Raw genomic sequence first — 18,104 nt, forward strand, 5'->3', positions numbered from 1 at the left:
TTTCGTTCGCTGCGTCAGCTGAGGAGGCGAACTATACGCCCGGGCCTGCGCCTCGTCAACACCTTTTGCGAGAAAAATTGAAGGAAATTCGCAACAAAAACCAAAGAGAAGAGCAAGCCACTGAAAATTCAATAGATATGAAGGATGGGTGTCTTGATTCGCTGCAAACAAACCGTAATCTCCTCTTCCCGGGACGCGCGGATGGCTACGCGCCCGCTGCCGATTCTGCTACGCTGGCATGCGTTTGGCACGCGATGTGCCTGCCGTGGACACTCTATATATGCTCAAATTTGATGTTCTGATTATCGGCAGCGGTCTGGCCGGGATGACGCTGGCGCTCCATCTGGCGGAAAAACGCAAGGTGGGCCTGATCACCAAGCGCGATCTATTGGAAGGCAGCTCCACCTATGCGCAAGGTGGTATTGCCGCTGTACTGGATACCGAGGACTCGGTGGAAGATCACATCCGCGATACCTTGATCGCCGGCGCCGGGCTGTGCGACGAAGACACCACGCGCTTCATCGTCGAGCATTCCAAGGAGGCGATAGACTGGTTGATCAAGCTCGGCGTGCCCTTCACCCGCGACGACGAGCACCAAACCGGCTACCACCTGACGCGCGAAGGTGGCCACAGCCATCGCCGCATCATCCATGCCGCCGACGCCACCGGCGCCGCCGTGACCAGCACCTTGGGACAGAAGATCAAGGCCCACCCGAACATCACCGAGCTGGAACACTATATAGCCATCGATCTGATCACTTCGCAGAAGCTGGGCCTGCCGGGCAAGCGCGCCTATGGCGTGTACGCGCTGGATAAGCAGAGCGACGAAGTGGTGACCATTGCCGCCCAACACACCATCCTGGCCTCAGGCGGCGCCGGCAAGGTCTATCTCTATACAACCAATCCGGATACCGCCACCGGCGACGGCATCGCCATGGGTTGGCGGGCCGGTTGCCGCGTCGGCAATATGGAGTTCATGCAGTTCCACCCGACCTGCCTGTACCACCCGCATGCCAAATCCTTTCTGATTTCCGAAGCGGTGCGCGGCGAAGGCGGCATTCTGAAGCTGCCGGACGGCACCCGCTTCATGCCGCAGCACGATCCGCGCGGCGAACTGGCGCCGCGCGACGTCGTCGCCCGCGCCATCGACTTCGAGATGAAGAAGCACGGCCTGGACTGCGTGTATCTGGACATCTCGTATAAGCCGGCCCAGTTCATCAAGGAACACTTCCCCAATATCTACGCCCATTGTCTGGAATTGGGCATAGACATCACCCAGCAGCCGATTCCGGTGGTGCCCGCCGTGCACTTCACCTGCGGCGGCCTGGTCACCGACCTGGCCGGCCGCACCGACGTGACCGGTTTGTACGCCGTGGGCGAGGTTGCGCATACCGGCCTGCATGGCGCCAACCGGCTGGCCAGCAATTCGCTGCTGGAGTGCCTGGTGATAGGCAAGGCGGCGGCGGCCGACATCCTGGCGGCCGACGCCATCAAGCTGCCGGCTATTCCGGCCTGGGACGACAGCCGCGTCACCGACCCGGACGAGGAGGTGGTCATCAGCCACAACTGGGACGAACTGCGCCGGGCGATGTGGGACTATGTCGGCATCGTCCGCACCAATAAGCGGCTGGAACGCGCGCTGCACCGCATCGACTTATTGAAAGACGAGATCGACGAGTACTACAGCCACTTCCACATCAGCAACGATCTGATCGAGTTGCGCAATCTGGTGGAGACCGCCGAGCTGATCGTCCGCTCCGCCATGCAACGCAAGGAAAGCCGCGGCCTGCACTACAGCCGAGACTACCCGGACCTGTTGCCGGAAGCGCAAGATACGGTGCTGACACCGCCCTCGCGCAGCGAATAAACCGCAGCCAGCTGAACGGCCATCGCCCTGATGGCCGTTTTTCATTTACCGCCAGATTGACCACCAACCGCCATGCAGCCATCGAAACAGTGACCGACTGGCAGCGGAAGTCCCCCCATGCCATCAGGCAGCCAGCCGGAGCTGGCTCCGGTTTTTTATTGCAAACAAGAAAACAGGCAAGATCAACTTACACAGAAAACAATCAAAGCTGTAAATATCTATTAATTTACGAGAACTTGGCCAAGGCAGCGATATCGTATGTCATGACATGCCGGCCCGTCTCCTTGAGTCCGGCCCCATTGCTGGAGACTCAAAAATGATTTCGACATACAAACTGGCGGCGATGCTGGCTCTGGCCTTGCTCTCCCACCTTGCAGCAGCCGGCATCTTCAGCAAGAAAGACGCTTCGCAGACCGCCGACGAGCCCAAGCGCGGCCGCCGCATCGCGGAAAACCAGGCGCTGGGCCGCGCGCTGGACAAGAAGCCGATCGGCATCGCCGTGATCCGCCGCGCCGGCGACAAGGCCAATGACGCCCTCTCGTCCGGCGCAACGATCAAGTAAACGATTACCCGCAAGGAAACGCACCATCATGAGAAACCGCTTCTGGAAAAACGCCACCATCATCACCGTGATCGCGCTGCTGGTGATCTGCACCGGCTATCTGCGCATGCGCAGCTCGCTATTGGCCATGGACATCGGCGAAATGAACAAGAGCCAATTCTGGAAAGTCTCTTCGCTCGTCCTGCTCGACGGAGAGGAGCGCAACGCCCTCTCCCGCTTTACCTCGGACAAGGCCACCAACTGGCACAAGTTCTTCACGCTGGCCAGCGGCATGACCGTGCGCCAGGTGATAGAGAGTGGGCAGGCCGCGCAGATCTCCGCCTCCGGCGCGTCCCACTGAGCCAGATAAGCAGGCCACTCAAACAAGCGGTTTGACTCGCGCTCCGTCCGGGCCATCCTCCACCGCATAGCCTTGATCCAGGATGGCGGCGCGCAGCGCGTCCGCCTCCTGCCAATTGCGCGCGGCCCGCGCCGCCTCGCGCGATTTCGCCAGCGCCAGCACGGGCGCGGGAATCTCCGCCGCCATCGCTTGCCTGCCATCCAGATCCAAGCCCAATGCGCGGTCGCAATGGCGCAGCGTGGCTTTCTTGTCGGCATCCCGGCGCTTGCCCTTGACCAGCCCCCACGCCAGCGCCAGCGCGCGCGGCGTATTCAGGTCCTGATTGATTTCCGCGGTAAACGCCTCGACAAAGGCGGCATCGACCTCGCCGCCTTCCGGCCAGGCCGCATACTGCCGGCGCAGCTTGTCCAGCGCCAGGCTGGCGGCGTCCATCGCTTCCCAGCTGAAATTCATTTGCTTGCGGTAATGCGCGGTCAGGTTCAGGTAGCGATAGGCCAGCGGATCGTAGCCGCGGTCGATCAGCGTCTGCAGCCGTAAAAAATCGCCGCTGGATTTGGACATCTTGGCGTCATCCAGTTGCAGGAAATAACCATGCATCCAGAAATTGGCGGCGCGGGTGCCGTGACAGCCCTGGCTCTGGGCGATCTCGTTGCTGTGATGGACCGGGATGTGGTCCTCGCCGCCGCAATGGATGTCGAACCACGGCCCCAGATGCTTGGCCGACATCGCCGAGCACTCGATATGCCAGCCTGGAAAGCCAACGCCCCAGGGGCTGGCCCACTCCATCTGCCGCTGCTGTCCTGCCGGACTGAATTTCCACAACGCAAAGTCGGTGGCGCGGCGCTTGGCGCCTAAATCCACGCGGGCGCCTGCCTGCAGCCCTGCGCGATCCAGCCGCGCCAAGTGGCCGTAATCATCGAGGCGCGAGGTATCAAAGTAGATGCCATCGTCGGTGCGATAGGCATAGCCCTTGGCCTCTAACGCGGCGATATAGGCTATCTGCTCGGCGATGTGATCGGTCGCCCGGCTCCACAGCGTGGGCGGCAAGGCATTCAGCGCGGCCAAGTCCTGCTGGAAAGCCTCAGTGAAGCGCGCGGCGATGTCCCAGGCCGAGGCGCCGCCAGCGCGCCGGCTGCCCGCCTCCATCTTGTCCTCGCCCTCATCCCCGTCCGACATCAGATGCCCGACATCGGTGATGTTGACCACATGACGCACCGCATAGCCATTGAACTCCAGCGCGCGGCGCAGCGTGTCCTCGAACAGATAGGTGCGCAGATTGCCGATGTGGGCGTAGTCGTAAACCGTAGGGCCGCAGCAGTACAGGCCGACGCGCTCCGCATGCAAGGGCGTGAACAAGCGTACGGCGCGGTGCCAGGTATCGTACAGATGCAGCTGCATGGTTGCTCCAGACATGAAAAAGGCCGCCGGGTGAAACACGCGGCGGCCAAGGATGGTGGAATGCGAATGCTAGACGCGCACGGTCCCCGGCCGTGCTGGACAACACGGTTGCAGGCGGGCGATCGGCATTTCATTCCTGTTCATGCTATCGATAGTACGGATCGATCGTCGCGTGGTCAATTGCCGCTTGGATTTGGCCTGGCTGCAGACAAGCCAGCGCGCTCAGAACGCGAGAAACAGCTGCCTGATGTCAACGCTGGAGCGACGTCCGACCTTGCCGCCATGCTGATCCATCCACGTCAGCGCGGCCCGCCGCCCTTCATCTCGCAGCCCGGCCAGAAACGGACCATAGGTCAGCGCCCGGCTGGAGGCATCCATGCCGGACAACAAATCCTGCGCTTCGATCATATGAAACCGCGCGGCCTTGAGCCGACGCTCCAGCCAGCCGCGCCATAGCCTGGGCGAGTCGGCAATCTCCTGCAGCAGGGCGAACAAACGCATCTCGCGCAGGAAAGCGCTGTTGAATCCCAGCGTCGCCGCCCGGCGCTGAATCTCATCGGCGGTGCGCGGCGTGTCGCCATGACGCATAGGCGCGAGCAACACCAGCAGGATGTCGTCGCTGCGGCAAAACTTGAACAGGGGGAACACCGCCGGATTAGCCGCGAACCCGCCATCCCAGTACGCTTCGCCGTCTATTACCACCGCCTGCTGCAGCGATGGCAAACATGCGGAAGCCAGCAAGGCGTCCACGCAGATATCGGCATTGCGGAACAGTTTAAGATGGCCGCTATTGGCGTGGGTGGCCGCCACGAACAGTTGCACCGGGGAGGCGCGGCGGATGCGCTCAAAATCAAACAAGGATTCGATGATGGCGCGCAGCGGATTGTAATCGAGCGGATTGAGCTGATACGGCGAAAACCATTGCGTCAGACTCCAGGCCATCCGCAAGCCAGGCGGGGCCTTGGAGTCGGGCCCCAAAGGCAGCGGCCGCGTCATTTCTTCCGGCAGGCTCTCGCCAACCTGGCTCCAGAAGGCGGACAGCGCCTCTCTAGCCTCGTCGGGACCGCCGCCGCTCAGGCCATGCGCCACGGCCACCGCATTCATCGCGCCGGCGCTGGCGCCGCTCAAGCCATCGAATCGATACACGCCCGCCTCCAGCAGGGCATCCAGCACGCCCCAGGTAAAGGCCCCATGCGCGCCCCCACCCTGCAAAGCCAAGCTGAGAGTAAGCTTGCCGCCCCGTCTGAACATCGCCATCTCGCAATTGCTGCACTGCACAAAGCATGGCACAGCCATCGCCAGGACTCAAGGAAACCAGACTGGTGGCAAAACCATGACGGCCGTAAAGCAGCTATCGAGTGCCTTTCACATGGCGTGTAGCAAGAACAGCGTATGGCCCTTGCTTACGGCTATGGGGCGTCAGGCCGACTCGCGCTCCTCGCATTGGCCAACTTGGTCAACACGTCGGGGATGAACTTCTCGGCAAAGCCGAAGAAAAATCCCCACACCGCCATCTTGCCGTAGTCGGCCGCCCCGGCCAGATAGGGCAAGCAGCCGCCGTGGCCGGCGCCGGGACAGGCCGTGCCGGCCTTGGGCTCGATATTGGGGATCAGGTCCCATGACAGAAAATGGCCGCCGATATCCGCAGCGAAGGCATAAAAACCGAGAATGCCGAACAGCACGCCGCTCAACAAGGCCAGATACAGACTCCAGGAACCATCCATCAGCGTTGCGATGCCGGCGCTGGTTTGGCCGTTCAGGTTCTGTCCTGCATCCTGAATGCGCATCAAGATGCTGGTGAAGGAACCCAGTATGCCGAACAGGCCGGCCAAAGCCAGCGAGCTGGCCGAAGCCGACGGTGTCCAGAGAAAATAGCTGAACAGCGCCGCCGCCAGCAGCAACGTGAACAGGCCAAGACGCAGCCGCAGCCGGTCCAGCGCCCTCTCCCGCCGCAGCACTTTGAAGTAGCGCTGCTGCCCCGCCAGCACGACGCGGAACAGATCGTTGCGGCCCACGCCTACCGGCGCGGCCTCGCGCCAATGCGCGGTCAAGATGCCGAATTGCTCCTCGGTGGCCAGACTCACCGCCAACAGCTCCAGTTCGAATAACTCCGCCCAGCTGCAGCCGTCCTGCGCAATCAGTTCGCGCGCGCGCTGCTGATCGGCGGGCAGGCCGTATTGGTAAGGCTGCAGCGCGCGATGCAGGCCCTTGACCCGAATCACATAGCCCTTGGCATTGCGCTCTACATCGGCGCAGTCATGTTTGTATTGCCGCCGCAGCTTGTCTCGCGACAAATCCAGCTTGTCCCAGGGGCTGGCAAACCGATAGCCCGTGGTCGCTTCCGGGGGCGTTTCGCTCATGTCGCTCATCCTGCTCTCCGTTTCATGCCTGCGCTCAGGCAATACGCTGTTGCGAGCCATCCCGCAGCACATTCGGCGCGTGCTTGCGTTGGTTCTTGATCGAGACTGGGATATGACTGCTGCCGTTGAAGCGATCGGATCTGCAAGGCGCGGAACGGCCCTTGGCGCCTCCAGCACGCGCGAGGAAAAAGGCAGAAGATGCGCCCCGTTCGCGCTATCTGAATCATGCTGGCGCTTGCGCCGCAGAGAGAAGCCAACCGCTCGCCATGGCTTCATGCTTGAATCATCATGTTATTGCATATAGCAAAGGGATATACCGAGCGCAAACCGCCACGGCGCGGCGACGCGGCCTCAAGGCACGCAAAATATCAGATGCCTTCAAAGCGTCGATGCGAAATGCCCCCGAATGGCGGTGGCAGAGCGGGCTTGCCGCAGGAATCAGCCGGGGATTTGCAACAGCAATTGGCCAAAGCGCGTTTCCACCCACTGGGCGGTTTTGCTCAAGGACATGCCCTGCAGCCACAGCATGCGCACGGACAGCCGCGGCAAAGCCAAGGCCGGGCAGGACAGCTGCTGCAATTGCTGCCGGTAGCTTTCATCCTTCGCCACATTGACCGGCAAGATGGCCCAACCCAAGTCATGCGCCACCATCTCGGCGATGCTGTAAAAGCTGTCGGAGCGCCATACCTTGGGACTGTATGCGGTTTCGTCCACGTCATCAGCATGCATCAGCAGCTGGCGATGACGCAGCAGATCCTTGCGGCTGACCGGTTGTTTCCCGGTCAGCGGATGACCGCTGGCCACAAACACGCCCTGCTCGACGCCGCCGACGTAGCGCTGCTCGAAACCGGCGTCCACCGGCCCGCGGTCAAAGTGAAACGCCACCTGCGCGCGCTGCAAGGCGACATAATCGGCCACCTCGGCGGCCGTGCCGTTGAGCAAGGTCAGCTCCAGATCGGGGAAGGTTCTGGAAATTTCCCGGATCAGCGTGCTGACCGCTGTATAGGGCAGCGCCTCGTCCAAAGCGAGGGACAGCCTGGCATCGCACCCCTCGCTCAAGGAGCGAGCGCGCAGATCCAGCGCCCGTGCCTGGCGCAACAGCTCCTGCGCCTCCATCAGCAGCAATTGGCCGGCATCCGTCAGTTGTGCCTGCCGCCGCGAACGGTCGAACAGTTCCACGCCCAAGTCGGCTTCCAGCAAGCCGATGGCGGTGCTGACCGCGGATTGGGCCTTGCCCAGATGGCGCGCGGCGGCGCTGAAAGAGCCGCGTTCAGCCGTGATCGCAAATTGCTGCAGTTGATCTAGTGTCCATCGCATACGGCCATACTATCAATAAATCAGATGAATATGATCTTTTACCATCTAATACGCTGAGGCAGACTGCGCCTTTTCTCAACTAGAAACTTTCATGCATTTACGTCCCTGGTTATTCCTGCTTGCCGCCGTCACGGTCGAGGTCATCGGCGTCACCGTCATGAAACGGGTGGCGGATTCGGGCGGCTGGTCTGCCCTGCTGTTCATGTACGCCATGATCGGCCTCTCGTTCTTCTTCCTGGCCACCGCCATGCAATCGCTGCCGATTGCCTCGGCCTACGCGACTTGGGAAACATTGGGACTAATCGCCATCACCTTCATCGGCTACCACTACTTCAGGGAAGAAGTCGGCTTGCTCAAGCTGCTTGGCATGAGCGTATTGATCGCCGGCGTCGTGCTGGTGAACCTCAGCGCCAAGCCGGCGCAGGAGTAAGCCATGCAAAACGCGCAATTCATCCACTACGTTTTCATGCTGCTCGCCATCCTGCTGGAAGTGGCGGCGAATATTTTCATCAAGTACTCGGATGGTTTCCGCCGCCGCGGCATGGGCGCGCTGGGCATCGCGTCGATTCTGCTTTCCTTTACCGCCTTGTCGCAGGCTGTCAAAGGCATAGACCTATCCATTGCCTATGCGATCTGGGGCGGCACCGGCATTTTTCTGACCACCATCGCCGGCTGGGCATTGTTCAAACAACACCTCAGCCGACGCGGCTGGCTAGGCATCGCCCTGATCGTCACCGGGATGTCGCTGCTGAAACTCTCCTAGAGGCAATCAACACTTGCTAGCGGTCGCGCAGACAGGCAAATCATGGTAAGAACATGACGTTCATGGGCACGCGGCGCGGCGCCCACTGACTTCAAGCACGAGGTTGCGACTGTGTCAATCAAGCAAGAAACCACGACCGACAGCGCGTGGGCGATTTTTCTGATTTTTCTGCGGCTGGGCCTGACGTCGTTTGGCGGGCCCATCGCCCATATTAGCTACTTCCGGTCTGAATTCGTGATGCGCCGCGCCTGGCTGAGCGAACGCGGCTTCGCCGACTTGGTCGCGCTGTGCCAGTTTCTGCCCGGGCCATCGAGCAGCCAGCTCGGCATCGCGCTGGGACTGTCTCGCGCCGGCGCGCGCGGGGCCGCCGCAGCCTGGTTGGGTTTCACCCTGCCATCGGCCTTAGCGCTGGCCTTGCTGGCAAGGGGCATGGCTGCCTGGGGTCAGGCCGCTCCTGCCGGCGCGCTGCATGGGCTGAAGATTGTGGCGGTGGCGGTGGTCGCCCAGGCAGTATGGGGCATGGCGCGTTCGCTATGCGCGGATGCTCCGCGCTTTGGCATCGCCGCCATTGCGGCCATTCTGGCGCGGTCCTGGCCGGCCGCGGCCGGGCAAATCGCTATTTTGGCTGCGGCTGCGCTGCTCGGATCGGCCTGGCTCAAGTCTGCCGACGATGGCGCGGGCGCGCCGCTGCCGATTGCCGTGCGTCGCCGCTCCGGCGCGCTGCTGCTGGGTCTGTTTTTTGCGCTGCTGATCGGCTTGCCGCTGGCGGCCGGACTCTGGCCCAGCCTGCCGCTATCGCTGATCAACGCCTTCTACCGCGCCGGCGCGCTGGTTTTCGGCGGCGGGCACGTCGTGCTGCCGCTGTTGCAGGCGGCGGTGGTGCCGCCGGGCTGGGTGAACAACGAAACCTTCCTGGCCGGCTATGGCTTGGCTCAGGCCGTGCCGGGGCCGCTGTTCACCTTTGCCGCTTTTCTCGGCGCAGCCATATCCGGCTGGCCGGGCGCGGCGATTTGCCTGCTCGCCATCTTCGCGCCGTCGTTTCTGCTGGTGGCCGGCGTATTGCCATTTTGGGAGTCGTGGCGACACCAGCGGCGCGCCCGCGCCGCGTTGGCCGGGGTCAATGCCGCCGTAGTGGGCCTGCTATTCGCCGCATGGTGCCACCCGGTATGGACCAGCGCGATTTTCCAGCTGTCCGACTTCGGCCTGGCCCTGCTGGCGCTCTTGGCGCTGATGCGGTGGAAGCTCCCGCCCTGGCTGGTGGTGGCCGCCGGCGCCGGCGCGGCCTGGCTGTCCAGCCTGTCTTTCTGACGACAATCGAGCGAATCGGGGCTACTTCAGGTAAGACTTGATCACCTGCAGCACCACCGCCAGGTCTTCCTGACGGTGGGCCAGCTCCGGCTCGTTCACCAGATGCTCGGTCAGATGGCCTTCGATCACCGCGGCCATCAAACCATTGACCGCGCCGCGGATGGCGGCGATCTGCTGCAGGATCGCCACGCAATCCTCTCCGCCCTCATCCAGCTGTTTTTCCAGCGCCGATGCCTGTCCTTGTATCCGTCTGACTCGCGCCAATAATTTGGCTTTGTCGCGTACGGTATGCGCCATGTGCTCTGTTCCAAACTCAAAAAATATACTGGAGGGTAGCATATTTATACTGGGGGACAGTATACTCAACAGCGCAAATATCCACGGAAAACCAAGATGACCGAATTCTCCACACTGCTGCTGCATGGCAATGCCTGGCTGTTCATCCCCAGCGCCATTGCGCTGGGCGCCTTGCACGGCCTGGAGCCAGGGCACTCCAAAACCATGATGGCCGCTTTCATTGTCGCCGTCCGCGGCACCATCGGCCAAGCCGTGCTGCTGGGCCTGTCGGCGACGCTGTCCCACACCGCGGTGGTGTGGGCCATCGCCATGGCCGGTTTGTACTTTGGCCGCAACTGGAATGCCGAAGCCACCGAGCCGTATTTCCAGCTGGCTTCCGGCGCGCTGATTCTGGCCGTGGCCGCATGGATGATTTGGCGCACCTGGCGCAATCAGCAGGCCGCGCACGGCCATGGGCATGACGATCATCACCATCATCACGACGAGGCCAAATTCATCGATACCGGCCATGGCGCCGTGCGGCTGGAGATATTTGAAGACGGCGTGCCGCCGCGCTTCCGCCTGTATCGCGATGGCCGCCATGGCCACGTCTGGCCTGCGGATCAAGTCCATCTTGAAACGGAGCGGGCGGACGGCGCCCGCCAGCTCTTCAGCTTTGTCCAACGCGATGGCTTTGTCGAATCCGAGCAGGATATTCCCGAGCCGCACGCATTCGTCGCGCGCTTGCGGCTGGGCCACGATGGCCACAGCCATGACTACGATGTGGAATACACCGAGCACGGCCACGGCCATGCGGTGCGAGATTACGCTGGCCTGGATGTGTCGGCGCCGGGCTATCAGGATCCGCACGAGCTGGCCCACGCCAACGACATCCGGCGCCGCTTCGCCAACCGCGAAGTGACCACTGGCCAGATTGTCATGTTTGGCCTGACCGGCGGCCTGATCCCCTGCCCGGCCTCGATCACCGTGCTGCTGCTCTGCCTGCAATTGAAAAAGGTGGCGCTGGGCGCGGCCCTGGTGCTGTGTTTCAGCATAGGCCTGGCGCTGACCATGGTGGCCTCCGGCGTGCTGGCCGCCATCAGCGTGAAGCACGTTTCCCGGCGCTGGAGCGGCTTTGGCGAGTTTGCGCGCAAAGCGCCGTACTTCTCCAGCGGGCTGATCGCGCTGGTTGGCCTGTATGTTGGCTACCACGGCTGGATGGCGCTGGCCTGATCGCATCGCCTGGCTGGCGAGATGGCCGGCCAGTCAGCAACCATGCATGGCTGAAGCGAATTGACGGCCATTGCTCTGGCGACGGTTATTTTTAACCTGCATCAAAAACAGTAAAGCTATTTGGTTTCCTCCATTCCCGATTGCCGCCTATAACCACAAAGGCCATTGGGTCTATACCATCCGGGAGAAACCATGCGCATCCATCGATTGCTGGCTTGGCTGACAACTTGGGCAATGTGCGCTCTGGTGGCGTGGCCCGAGGCCTCGCAGGCGCTGCCCAGCTATGCCAGGCAAACCGGCGAAGCCTGCATCGCCTGCCATGTCAGTTTTCCGGAACTGACCCCGTATGGCCGGCTGTTCAAGCTGTCCGGCTACACCCTGGGCACCACCCAGCTGTTCCCGCTGGCGGCGATGGCCACCGCTTCGGTTTCCCATGTCGGCAGCACCCAAGGCAACAATGCCGCCTACCCGCGCCAGAACGACGGGGTGATTGAGGGCGGCAGCCTGTTTGTCGCGGGCAAGCTGGGCGACCATTTCGGCCTGTTTTCGCAATGGACTTACAACGCGCTGAACCAAAATCCGGGCAGCACAGCATTTTCCGGCCACACCGTTGCGGACAACAACGACTGGCGGCTGACCGATCATATCGCCCGAGCCAATCTGGACCTGATCTACGGCCTGTCTTTCAATAACAATCCCACGGTGCAAGACGCGTGGAATTCCACGCCGGCCTTCGGCTATCCCTTCCAGACGACCCATCTGAACAGCGCCTGGGGCATTGCGCCGCCCACTACGCTGATTGAAGGCGGCTTGGCGCAACAGGTAGCCGGCCTGAGCGTCTACGGTTTGCTGAACAAGTCTTGGTATCTTGAACTGGGCGGCTATCGGGTAGCCAAGGGCGGCTCGTCCTTTTTGAAGAACGGCGTGACCCTCTCCAACCGGCTGAACGGCACCAACCCCTATTGGCGCTTCGCCTATAACCATGACTGGAACGTCAACTCGCTGGAGCTGGGCGCCTTTGGCCTCGATGCCCGGGTGAACATCGATCCCACCGACGCAGGCTCGCCTTCCGACCATTTCCGCGATGCCGGCGTAGACGCGCAATATCAATATCTGTCCGACCCGCACATTCTCACCACGCAGGCCTCGCTGATCCACGAACACACCGACTGGGACGCCTCTCACCTGGGCGTAGACAGGCAAAACCCCAGCAGCTCGCTGAACTCTTTCCGGCTCAAGGGCAGCTATTGGTATCAACGCACCTATGGCCTGACGCTGAGCTATTTCTCGGAAACCGGCTCCGCCGACAATGTGCAGTATCCGGTGACCGGCAGCCCCAACACCAACGGCTACAGCGCGGAACTCAACTACATGATCAAGCCTTATTGGCGTCTGGGCTTGCAGTACACCGGCTACCTCAAATACCAGGGCGCCAGCAGCAATTACGATGGCAACGGACGCAACGCGCGCAACAACAACGTAACCTATCTATATACCTGGATAGCGTTCTGAACCGGAGAGTAGACATGAAACCTGGCAAGACATCCATGCTGCTGGGCCTGCTGCTCCTGGGCTCTCAGGCGCTGGCGGAGCAAACGCCGGAACAGCTGGCGCGGGCCTGGTGCGCCAATTGCCATATGGCCGACGGCAACAGCATCTCGCCGCTGTTTCCTCGCCTGGCCGGACAACAAGCCGCCTACCTGCAGCAGCAACTGCAGATGTTTCGCGCCAAAAGCCGCAGCGACGATGCCGCGCACGACTATATGTGGGGCGTGGCCGGCGGGCTGAGCGATGAGCAGATCATGGGCGTGGCGGCGTATTTCGCCGCGCAGAAGCCCGCGCCGAACCCCGCCAAGCGCGATGAAAGCCTCATCGCGGCCGGCAAACGGATCTACGAGCAAGGCAAGGAAAGCAGCGGCACGCCGGCTTGCCAAGCCTGCCACGGCCCGCGCGCCGAAGGCAGCGAGCAGGGACCGCGGCTCGCCGGACAGCATGCGCCATACCTGATGAAACAACTGCATGTATTCGAAAGCCCGCAGCGCCCGTCGGCAGTGGCGATGCAGGCCATCATCAAGACTTTGTCTGCCGATGACCTCCAAGCACTGGCCGCCTACCTGCAAAGCCTGTGAAAGCCCGTACCGGCATCGGGCTTCGCCATGCCCCAGGCCTGCTCCGCCCATCGCCTGGCCCGTCATGGCATGCCGTTTCGCCAAGCCGCGATAGCCTGTACAGTCTGAACGACTTAGTCATCCATTCAGACCAGGGGTCACCATGTTCGCCACATCCGGTTGGTTCTTATGGGCGCTGCTCTCCGCGGTATTTGCCGCCTTGACTGCCATCTTCGCCAAAATCGGCATCAAGGGAGTGGATTCGGATCTGGCCACCCTGATCCGGACCGGCATCATCGGCCTCGTGCTGTCGCTGTTTGTCGCGCTGACCGGAAAGTGGAGCAATCCGCTGGCGCTGCCGGGCAAGACTTGGCTCTTCCTCGGCCTGTCCGGCGTGGCCACCGGCATTTCCTGGGCTTGCTACTTCCGTGCCTTGCAAATCGGCGAGGCCTCCAAGGTCGCGCCGGTAGACAAGTTCAGCCTGGTGCTGGTGGCGGTATTTGCTTTCGCCTTCCTCGGCGAGCGCCCGGCCTTGCGCGAATGGTGCGGCATTGCCTTGATCGCCGGCGGCGTGCTGGTGCTGGCCTGGAAACGCTAGGGGCTGTTGACGTTTGGGGAGCGGTCGCGCCGGGATGCGTTTTGCGACGAATCGAGGCGTTTCGCGCGCCGCATAGTCATTCTCTGCCAGCGCGGAACAACGAAGAGTCGGCGCGAAAGGCGCCCGGCCCTGCGGGTTTGGCCGCTTTGGGCCGGAAGCCGCGTTGCCCAGTCCTTGCATAGAATGACTATGCGTCGGACTGCGCGCCTTGCTTCCGGGCCAAATCGGCTCAAACGCGATCCACTCACCAAACGTCAACAGCCCCTAGGGGCGGTTGACTCAGATAAGGATGAACATATTTGCAGGGTAAGCATGGCCTCAGGCCACAACACCCAGCGCGGAACCGATGCCCGCGGTCATTCCCATCGCCAACGCGCCCCAAAAGGTCACCCGCAGCGCGCCGGCTGCGACCGGCGCGCCGCCGGCCCGCGCCGCCAAGGCGCCCAGCAGGGCCAGAAACAGCAGCGAAGCCGCGGAAACAATGGGAATCAGGTGGTTGGGCGGGGAGAGCATCACTACCGCGATGGGGAGCATCGCGCCCACGGTGAAGCTGCCGGCCGAAGCCAGCGCCGCCTGCAACGGCCGCGCGCTTTGGGTGGCGGTGATGCCGAGCTCATCCCGCGCATGCGCGCCCAGCGCATCATGCGCCATCAATTGTTCCGCCACCTGTTTGGCCAACGCCGGCTCCAGCCCGCGGCGCACATAGATGCCTGCCAGCTCCTTGTGTTCCGCGGCGGCGTTGGCCTGCAATTCCATACGCTCTTGTTCGAGCGCCGCCTGCTCGCTGTCTTTCTGCGAGTGGACCGAGACATATTCCCCGGTCGCCATGGACATCGCCCCGGCCACCAGGCCTGCGGCGCCGGCCACCAGAATATTGCTGTGGCTGCCATGCGCGGCGGCCACGCCGACAATCAGGCTGGCGGTGGAAACCAGACCATCGTTTGCGCCGAGCACCGCCGCTCGCAACCAGCTTGTCCTACCGGAAAGATGATGCTCTCTATGGCCTGCATGCATATTGCACTCCGCTGATGCGCGGCCGGTCGCGCCGGTCGCCACAGGATGCCAAGCTTCCGCAAATCTGCCTGTCCAGCTTATGTTGTAGGCGAATCTCGGCGCATCCAGATGGTTAATCCGACGCCGCCCTGGCGCGCAGGGCGGGCGCAAGGACGGCGAACAGCGCTACTCCGGCGTCTTGACGTCCAGCAACTCCTGCAGCTGGCTCAGCGTGCCGCTGTCCTTCACCACATGCTGCAGCCATTCCTCCAGGCTCATCTCCGCCCAGCGCGCCGCGCGTTCGGCCAGCAAGGACACTGGGCTGTGCGGTTCGTTGTGGCGGAAGTAGCGCGCCACTTCGCCCAGCATGAACACCGCTTCCTCGCGGCTGCGGATCTGGCCGTTGAACGTGCTGGCCGGGGCGGCGGTGTAAACCGGACTGGGCATGGCTTGACTCACGGGTTTGCGTTCCTCGACGGGTTGCGGCTGCGGGGCGGCCGCAGGCTTGTTGCCGCCCAATTGCTGCCGGTAGCGCAGCACCAGGTCCTGGCAGGCGTAGATGGCGTTGCGGATATCGGCCAGGCTCGGCGCCTCATTGCCGAAACGCTCGTCCACCAGGCGATCCAGCTCCTCATAGGCGGTGAGCAGCGCCACCAGCTCCTCGGCCTTGGCCTGGAACCAGAGGTGGCCAGACTGGACGGCGGATTTCTCAAAGGCATCGCCGCTGAGCTTGCCTTCGGCGATGGCCGCGTCGCGGGCCTCGCTATTCTTCAGCCCCAGGTTCTCGACTTCGCGAGACTGCTGCCACTGATGCCAGCTGTAGCCGCCGAATTCCGGCTTGGTCATCGGCACATTGCGCAAGGCGTTGCCCAATTGCTGGTTCATCCATTCCAGCTTGGCCACGCGCTCGTCCAAATCATGCGGGTCCAGTTCCGGGAAACCGTTTTCCCAATAGCGCTCCAGCCAGCCGTTGACTAGCGCCAGGCCGCGCACCAGGCCAGCCACGCCGTTGACTTGGGCCTGAGCCTCGGCGTACCAGGCCAGGATTTGCAAGTCCTTGCTCTGCTTCTGCAGCGCCTCCTCGCACAGGCGGATCACCAGCGGCCATTCGGCCGTTTTCAGCGCCTGTTCCCAGTCGCCCTGCGACAGCGACGGGTCGTCGCTGCGCCGCGCCTCGCGGATCTGGTCGAAAATAAGTGAATAGGCCAGGTCTTCGCCGGCCGGGGCATCCGGACGCACCGGCTGCATCAAGTGTTCAATGCTTTGATCCATATTCTTTCTTTATCCCTTGCTGACCTGGGGCAGCGTGGAAATCAGCGTGGCGCCGCAACTGACCTTGTGGCCGTCCAGCGCCACCGGCTTGCCGCCCACCAGCCAGCTGCCGTCGCCTTCGACGATGGTGCAGTTGACGTGGCCTTGCTTCGGGCAGCTGACGGCGTCGCCGACGCAAGCCACCTGCTTGCCGAACAGCGTGGTGCTGGATGCGGCGCTCACTACCTTGCCGCCGTGGTCGGTGGGGTCGCCCAAACGAATTGCCGCCTTCATGCTGTCGCCTCCTCAGCCGGCGGCCTGGCCAAGGCCAGCGACACCAGCTCGTCATGGAAATGAGTGATCACTGCGGGCGCCTGCAGCCGCGCGCAGTGGTTGACCGCGGTGGCGGCCATCAATAAGGGCGTGGCCGATCCGGCGTCGCCCCACTCGCGCACCACGTTGCTGGCCTCGTCTATCGGGTGCAGCTCGACCTCGTGCCGCGATAAGGCGGTAGCGATGGCCGCCAGCCGCACGCCGCCGACATCGATCTGCCCGCTGTTGTGGCACAGCCAGGCCACCGCGGCTGCCTGCTTGCTTTCCGGCTTGGCCTCCTCCGGGCTGAACGGATAGTCCAGCAAGCCAGCGTTGACCAAGGCGTTGTCCAGCACCGGCTGCAGCTGGCGCGCCAGCTGCAGGGCGCGGTCTTGCGCCAGCTGGGTGGAGCTGGATTGGGCCAGCACCGCCAGCACCGGCAGCGCCGCCAGGCTGGCTTGGCGGCTGGCCGGCACCACGCCCCAGCCGGCGGACGGGCCGGAAAAGTCCTTCTCCCAATACGGCTGGTAGGGATCGGCGTCCGCGGCTTCCTGGTCCGGCTCGGCCGGCGCGACCAGATCGTCGCGCAGGAAGAGCATGGCCACCACGGCCATGCCGGGCTCGCCGTGCCAACGGCGGTATTCGCGCAGCGCCGGGTCCACCTCGCCCCAATCGTCGTCATCGTCCTGGGCGGCCAGCGGCGCGTCGGCGGCCAAGACCAGCACGCCCGGCGATTCCGGGTCCTGCTGCAGCACCTGCAATACGCGTTCAGCCAAAGCGCCGCTGCCCGGCAGGAAGCGACATTCGCCGGACACATGGGCGTCGGCGCCCAGCGCCTCGGCCGCCGCCTGCTGCCTCAGCTCCTTGACGCGGGTCAGTTGCTCCACGCCTGGGACTTCGCGCATCGGCTCCAGATACAGCGGCAGCCAGGCCGTGCCCGGGGCTGCCGCGTACAGGCTGGACAGCATCTCGGCGATGTGCGGTGCCAGCGCGTCCAGCCGCTCGCCCGCTTCCACCTCGTCCTTGTCCAGCGCGGCCCACCAGACGCCGTCGGCGCTTTCGGCCAGCCAGGCCGGCTCGTCCTTGGCCGGCACGGCCGCGGCCCACAGCCAGCGGCAACTGACCGCGCGCTGGCGTTCCCACAGCTCAGCCGCATGTTGGGCGCGGGCCTCTTCGCGCTTGCCCGCGCGCTCGGCTTCGGCCTGGGCCTCCTGCTGCTCGGCCTCGGCCTTGGCCTTTTTCTCTTTCAAGAACGTCCACACCTTGACGCCCACGCTCAGCAGCATGGGCGGACCCAGGTGCAGCAGCAGGATGGCGGACGGGCTGATGCGCTGCCAGCTTTGCGGCAGCACCAGCCACAGCAGCGCCCACCAGCTGACGCTGGCGCCGGTAAACAGGGCCAACATTCTCCACATGGG

General features: G+C 63.2%; 20 protein-coding genes. 11 read left to right on the forward strand and 9 right to left on the reverse strand.

The features are described from left to right. The 4 genes from QUG01_RS18615 to QUG01_RS18630 form a co-directional block, all read left to right on the forward strand. The coding region (locus QUG01_RS18615) for a hypothetical protein (protein WP_500831386.1) at positions 1-302 on the forward strand (302 nt) is incomplete at its 5' end. Beyond that, on the forward strand, positions 281-1,867 hold the full coding sequence (gene nadB / locus QUG01_RS18620; RefSeq protein ID WP_500831387.1) for an L-aspartate oxidase: 1,587 nt from the start codon (positions 281-283) through the stop codon (positions 1,865-1,867). The genes QUG01_RS18615 and nadB, both read left to right, overlap by 22 nt. Before the next feature lie 316 nt (positions 1,868-2,183). Continuing rightward, positions 2,184-2,429: a hypothetical protein gene (locus tag QUG01_RS18625; protein ID WP_500831388.1), complete on the forward strand. Its 246-nt coding sequence runs from the start codon at positions 2,184-2,186 to the stop codon at positions 2,427-2,429. Between the two features lie 28 nt (positions 2,430-2,457). Then, a complete protein-coding gene (locus QUG01_RS18630) occupies positions 2,458-2,769 on the forward strand; it encodes a hypothetical protein (protein ID WP_500831389.1) in 312 nt (103 codons plus the stop codon). A gap of 18 nt (positions 2,770-2,787) precedes the next feature. Here the strand turns inward: QUG01_RS18630 and cysS are convergent, their stop codons facing one another. The 4 genes from cysS to QUG01_RS18650 form a co-directional block, all read right to left on the reverse strand. Beyond that, a complete protein-coding gene (gene cysS, locus QUG01_RS18635) occupies positions 2,788-4,167 on the reverse strand; it encodes a cysteine--tRNA ligase (RefSeq protein ID WP_500831390.1) in 1,380 nt (459 codons plus the stop codon). Positions 4,168-4,389: 222 nt separating this feature from the next. Beyond that, a complete protein-coding gene (locus tag QUG01_RS18640) occupies positions 4,390-5,418 on the reverse strand; it encodes a patatin-like phospholipase family protein (RefSeq protein WP_500831391.1) in 1,029 nt (342 codons plus the stop codon). Positions 5,419-5,576: 158 nt separating this feature from the next. Continuing rightward, positions 5,577-6,527 (reverse strand): hypothetical protein, encoded by a 951-nt coding sequence (locus QUG01_RS18645; protein ID WP_500831392.1) that lies wholly within the window; start codon positions 6,525-6,527, stop codon positions 5,577-5,579. Positions 6,528-6,965: 438 nt separating this feature from the next. Continuing rightward, entirely contained in the window at positions 6,966-7,844 is an 879-nt protein-coding gene (locus QUG01_RS18650; protein WP_500831393.1) for a LysR family transcriptional regulator, read from the reverse strand. 91 nt (positions 7,845-7,935) lie between these two features. Here QUG01_RS18650 and QUG01_RS18655 point away from each other — a divergent pair, with 91 nt between their 5' ends. From QUG01_RS18655 to chrA, 3 genes are all read left to right on the forward strand, one after another. Continuing rightward, the gene (locus QUG01_RS18655) at positions 7,936-8,274 is read left to right on the forward strand and encodes a DMT family transporter (protein ID WP_043629381.1); all 339 of its coding nucleotides are present in this window, start codon (positions 7,936-7,938) and stop codon (positions 8,272-8,274) included. A gap of 3 nt (positions 8,275-8,277) precedes the next feature. Continuing rightward, a complete protein-coding gene (gene mdtI / locus QUG01_RS18660) occupies positions 8,278-8,607 on the forward strand; it encodes a multidrug/spermidine efflux SMR transporter subunit MdtI (RefSeq protein WP_500831394.1) in 330 nt (109 codons plus the stop codon). 111 nt (positions 8,608-8,718) lie between these two features. After that, entirely contained in the window at positions 8,719-9,915 is a 1,197-nt protein-coding gene (gene chrA, locus QUG01_RS18665) for a chromate efflux transporter (RefSeq protein ID WP_500831395.1), read from the forward strand. A 21-nt stretch (positions 9,916-9,936) separates the two neighbouring features. Here chrA and QUG01_RS18670 read toward each other — a convergent pair whose 3' ends face one another. Further along, positions 9,937-10,212 (reverse strand): metal/formaldehyde-sensitive transcriptional repressor, encoded by a 276-nt coding sequence (locus QUG01_RS18670; RefSeq protein WP_199155068.1) that lies wholly within the window; start codon positions 10,210-10,212, stop codon positions 9,937-9,939. A gap of 96 nt (positions 10,213-10,308) precedes the next feature. On the opposite strand from QUG01_RS18670, the gene QUG01_RS18675 reads away from it, so the two are divergent. The 4 genes from QUG01_RS18675 (at position 10,309) to QUG01_RS18690 (ending at position 14,130) form a co-directional block, all read left to right on the forward strand. Continuing rightward, on the forward strand, positions 10,309-11,424 hold the full coding sequence (locus tag QUG01_RS18675; protein ID WP_500831396.1) for a nickel/cobalt efflux protein RcnA: 1,116 nt from the start codon (positions 10,309-10,311) through the stop codon (positions 11,422-11,424). 192 nt (positions 11,425-11,616) lie between these two features. Continuing rightward, positions 11,617-12,936 (forward strand): hypothetical protein, encoded by a 1,320-nt coding sequence (locus tag QUG01_RS18680; protein WP_500831397.1) that lies wholly within the window; start codon positions 11,617-11,619, stop codon positions 12,934-12,936. A 14-nt stretch (positions 12,937-12,950) separates the two neighbouring features. After that, the gene (locus QUG01_RS18685; RefSeq protein WP_500831398.1) at positions 12,951-13,553 is read left to right on the forward strand and encodes a c-type cytochrome; all 603 of its coding nucleotides are present in this window, start codon (positions 12,951-12,953) and stop codon (positions 13,551-13,553) included. Between the two features lie 142 nt (positions 13,554-13,695). Continuing rightward, entirely contained in the window at positions 13,696-14,130 is a 435-nt protein-coding gene (locus tag QUG01_RS18690; RefSeq protein ID WP_500831399.1) for an EamA family transporter, read from the forward strand. A 318-nt stretch (positions 14,131-14,448) separates the two neighbouring features. Here the strand turns inward: QUG01_RS18690 and QUG01_RS18695 are convergent, their stop codons facing one another. The 4 genes from QUG01_RS18695 to QUG01_RS18710 all read right to left on the reverse strand — a co-directional run bounded on the left by QUG01_RS18695 (position 14,449) and on the right by QUG01_RS18710 (position 18,101). Next, on the reverse strand, positions 14,449-15,096 hold the full coding sequence (locus tag QUG01_RS18695) for a VIT1/CCC1 transporter family protein (protein ID WP_500831400.1): 648 nt from the start codon (positions 15,094-15,096) through the stop codon (positions 14,449-14,451). A 213-nt stretch (positions 15,097-15,309) separates the two neighbouring features. Further along, positions 15,310-16,395, reverse strand: coding sequence for a type VI secretion system protein TssA (gene tssA, locus QUG01_RS18700; protein ID WP_500831401.1), 1,086 nt, complete (start codon positions 16,393-16,395; stop codon positions 15,310-15,312). A 9-nt stretch (positions 16,396-16,404) separates the two neighbouring features. Then, entirely contained in the window at positions 16,405-16,668 is a 264-nt protein-coding gene (locus QUG01_RS18705; RefSeq protein ID WP_500831402.1) for a PAAR domain-containing protein, read from the reverse strand. Then, entirely contained in the window at positions 16,665-18,101 is a 1,437-nt protein-coding gene (locus QUG01_RS18710; RefSeq protein ID WP_500831403.1) for a hypothetical protein, read from the reverse strand. The genes QUG01_RS18705 and QUG01_RS18710 overlap by 4 nt, the downstream gene beginning before the upstream one ends. Positions 18,102-18,104 lie beyond the last annotated feature (3 nt).

The sequence above is a fragment of the Chromobacterium sp. CCUG 76385 genome (genome assembly GCF_059916625.1).

What these genes read in the sequence shown, in the direction of transcription:
- nadB (WP_500831387.1), top strand. Translation starts at nt 281, where the DNA reads ATGCTCAAATTTGATGTTCTGATTATCGGCAGCGGTCTGGCCGGGATG.
- QUG01_RS18625 (WP_500831388.1), top strand. Translation starts at nt 2,184, where the DNA reads ATGATTTCGACATACAAACTGGCGGCGATGCTGGCTCTGGCCTTGCTC.
- QUG01_RS18630 (WP_500831389.1), top strand. Translation starts at nt 2,458, where the DNA reads ATGAGAAACCGCTTCTGGAAAAACGCCACCATCATCACCGTGATCGCG.
- cysS (WP_500831390.1), bottom strand. Translation starts at nt 4,167, where the DNA reads ATGCAGCTGCATCTGTACGATACCTGGCACCGCGCCGTACGCTTGTTC.
- QUG01_RS18640 (WP_500831391.1), bottom strand. Translation starts at nt 5,418, where the DNA reads ATGTTCAGACGGGGCGGCAAGCTTACTCTCAGCTTGGCTTTGCAGGGT.
- QUG01_RS18645 (WP_500831392.1), bottom strand. Translation starts at nt 6,527, where the DNA reads ATGAGCGAAACGCCCCCGGAAGCGACCACGGGCTATCGGTTTGCCAGC.
- QUG01_RS18650 (WP_500831393.1), bottom strand. Translation starts at nt 7,844, where the DNA reads ATGCGATGGACACTAGATCAACTGCAGCAATTTGCGATCACGGCTGAA.
- QUG01_RS18655 (WP_043629381.1), top strand. Translation starts at nt 7,936, where the DNA reads ATGCATTTACGTCCCTGGTTATTCCTGCTTGCCGCCGTCACGGTCGAG.
- mdtI (WP_500831394.1), top strand. Translation starts at nt 8,278, where the DNA reads ATGCAAAACGCGCAATTCATCCACTACGTTTTCATGCTGCTCGCCATC.
- QUG01_RS18670 (WP_199155068.1), bottom strand. Translation starts at nt 10,212, where the DNA reads ATGGCGCATACCGTACGCGACAAAGCCAAATTATTGGCGCGAGTCAGA.
- QUG01_RS18675 (WP_500831396.1), top strand. Translation starts at nt 10,309, where the DNA reads ATGACCGAATTCTCCACACTGCTGCTGCATGGCAATGCCTGGCTGTTC.
- QUG01_RS18680 (WP_500831397.1), top strand. Translation starts at nt 11,617, where the DNA reads ATGCGCATCCATCGATTGCTGGCTTGGCTGACAACTTGGGCAATGTGC.
- QUG01_RS18685 (WP_500831398.1), top strand. Translation starts at nt 12,951, where the DNA reads ATGAAACCTGGCAAGACATCCATGCTGCTGGGCCTGCTGCTCCTGGGC.
- QUG01_RS18690 (WP_500831399.1), top strand. Translation starts at nt 13,696, where the DNA reads ATGTTCGCCACATCCGGTTGGTTCTTATGGGCGCTGCTCTCCGCGGTA.
- tssA (WP_500831401.1), bottom strand. Translation starts at nt 16,395, where the DNA reads ATGGATCAAAGCATTGAACACTTGATGCAGCCGGTGCGTCCGGATGCC.
- QUG01_RS18705 (WP_500831402.1), bottom strand. Translation starts at nt 16,668, where the DNA reads ATGAAGGCGGCAATTCGTTTGGGCGACCCCACCGACCACGGCGGCAAG.
- QUG01_RS18710 (WP_500831403.1), bottom strand. Translation starts at nt 18,101, where the DNA reads ATGTGGAGAATGTTGGCCCTGTTTACCGGCGCCAGCGTCAGCTGGTGG.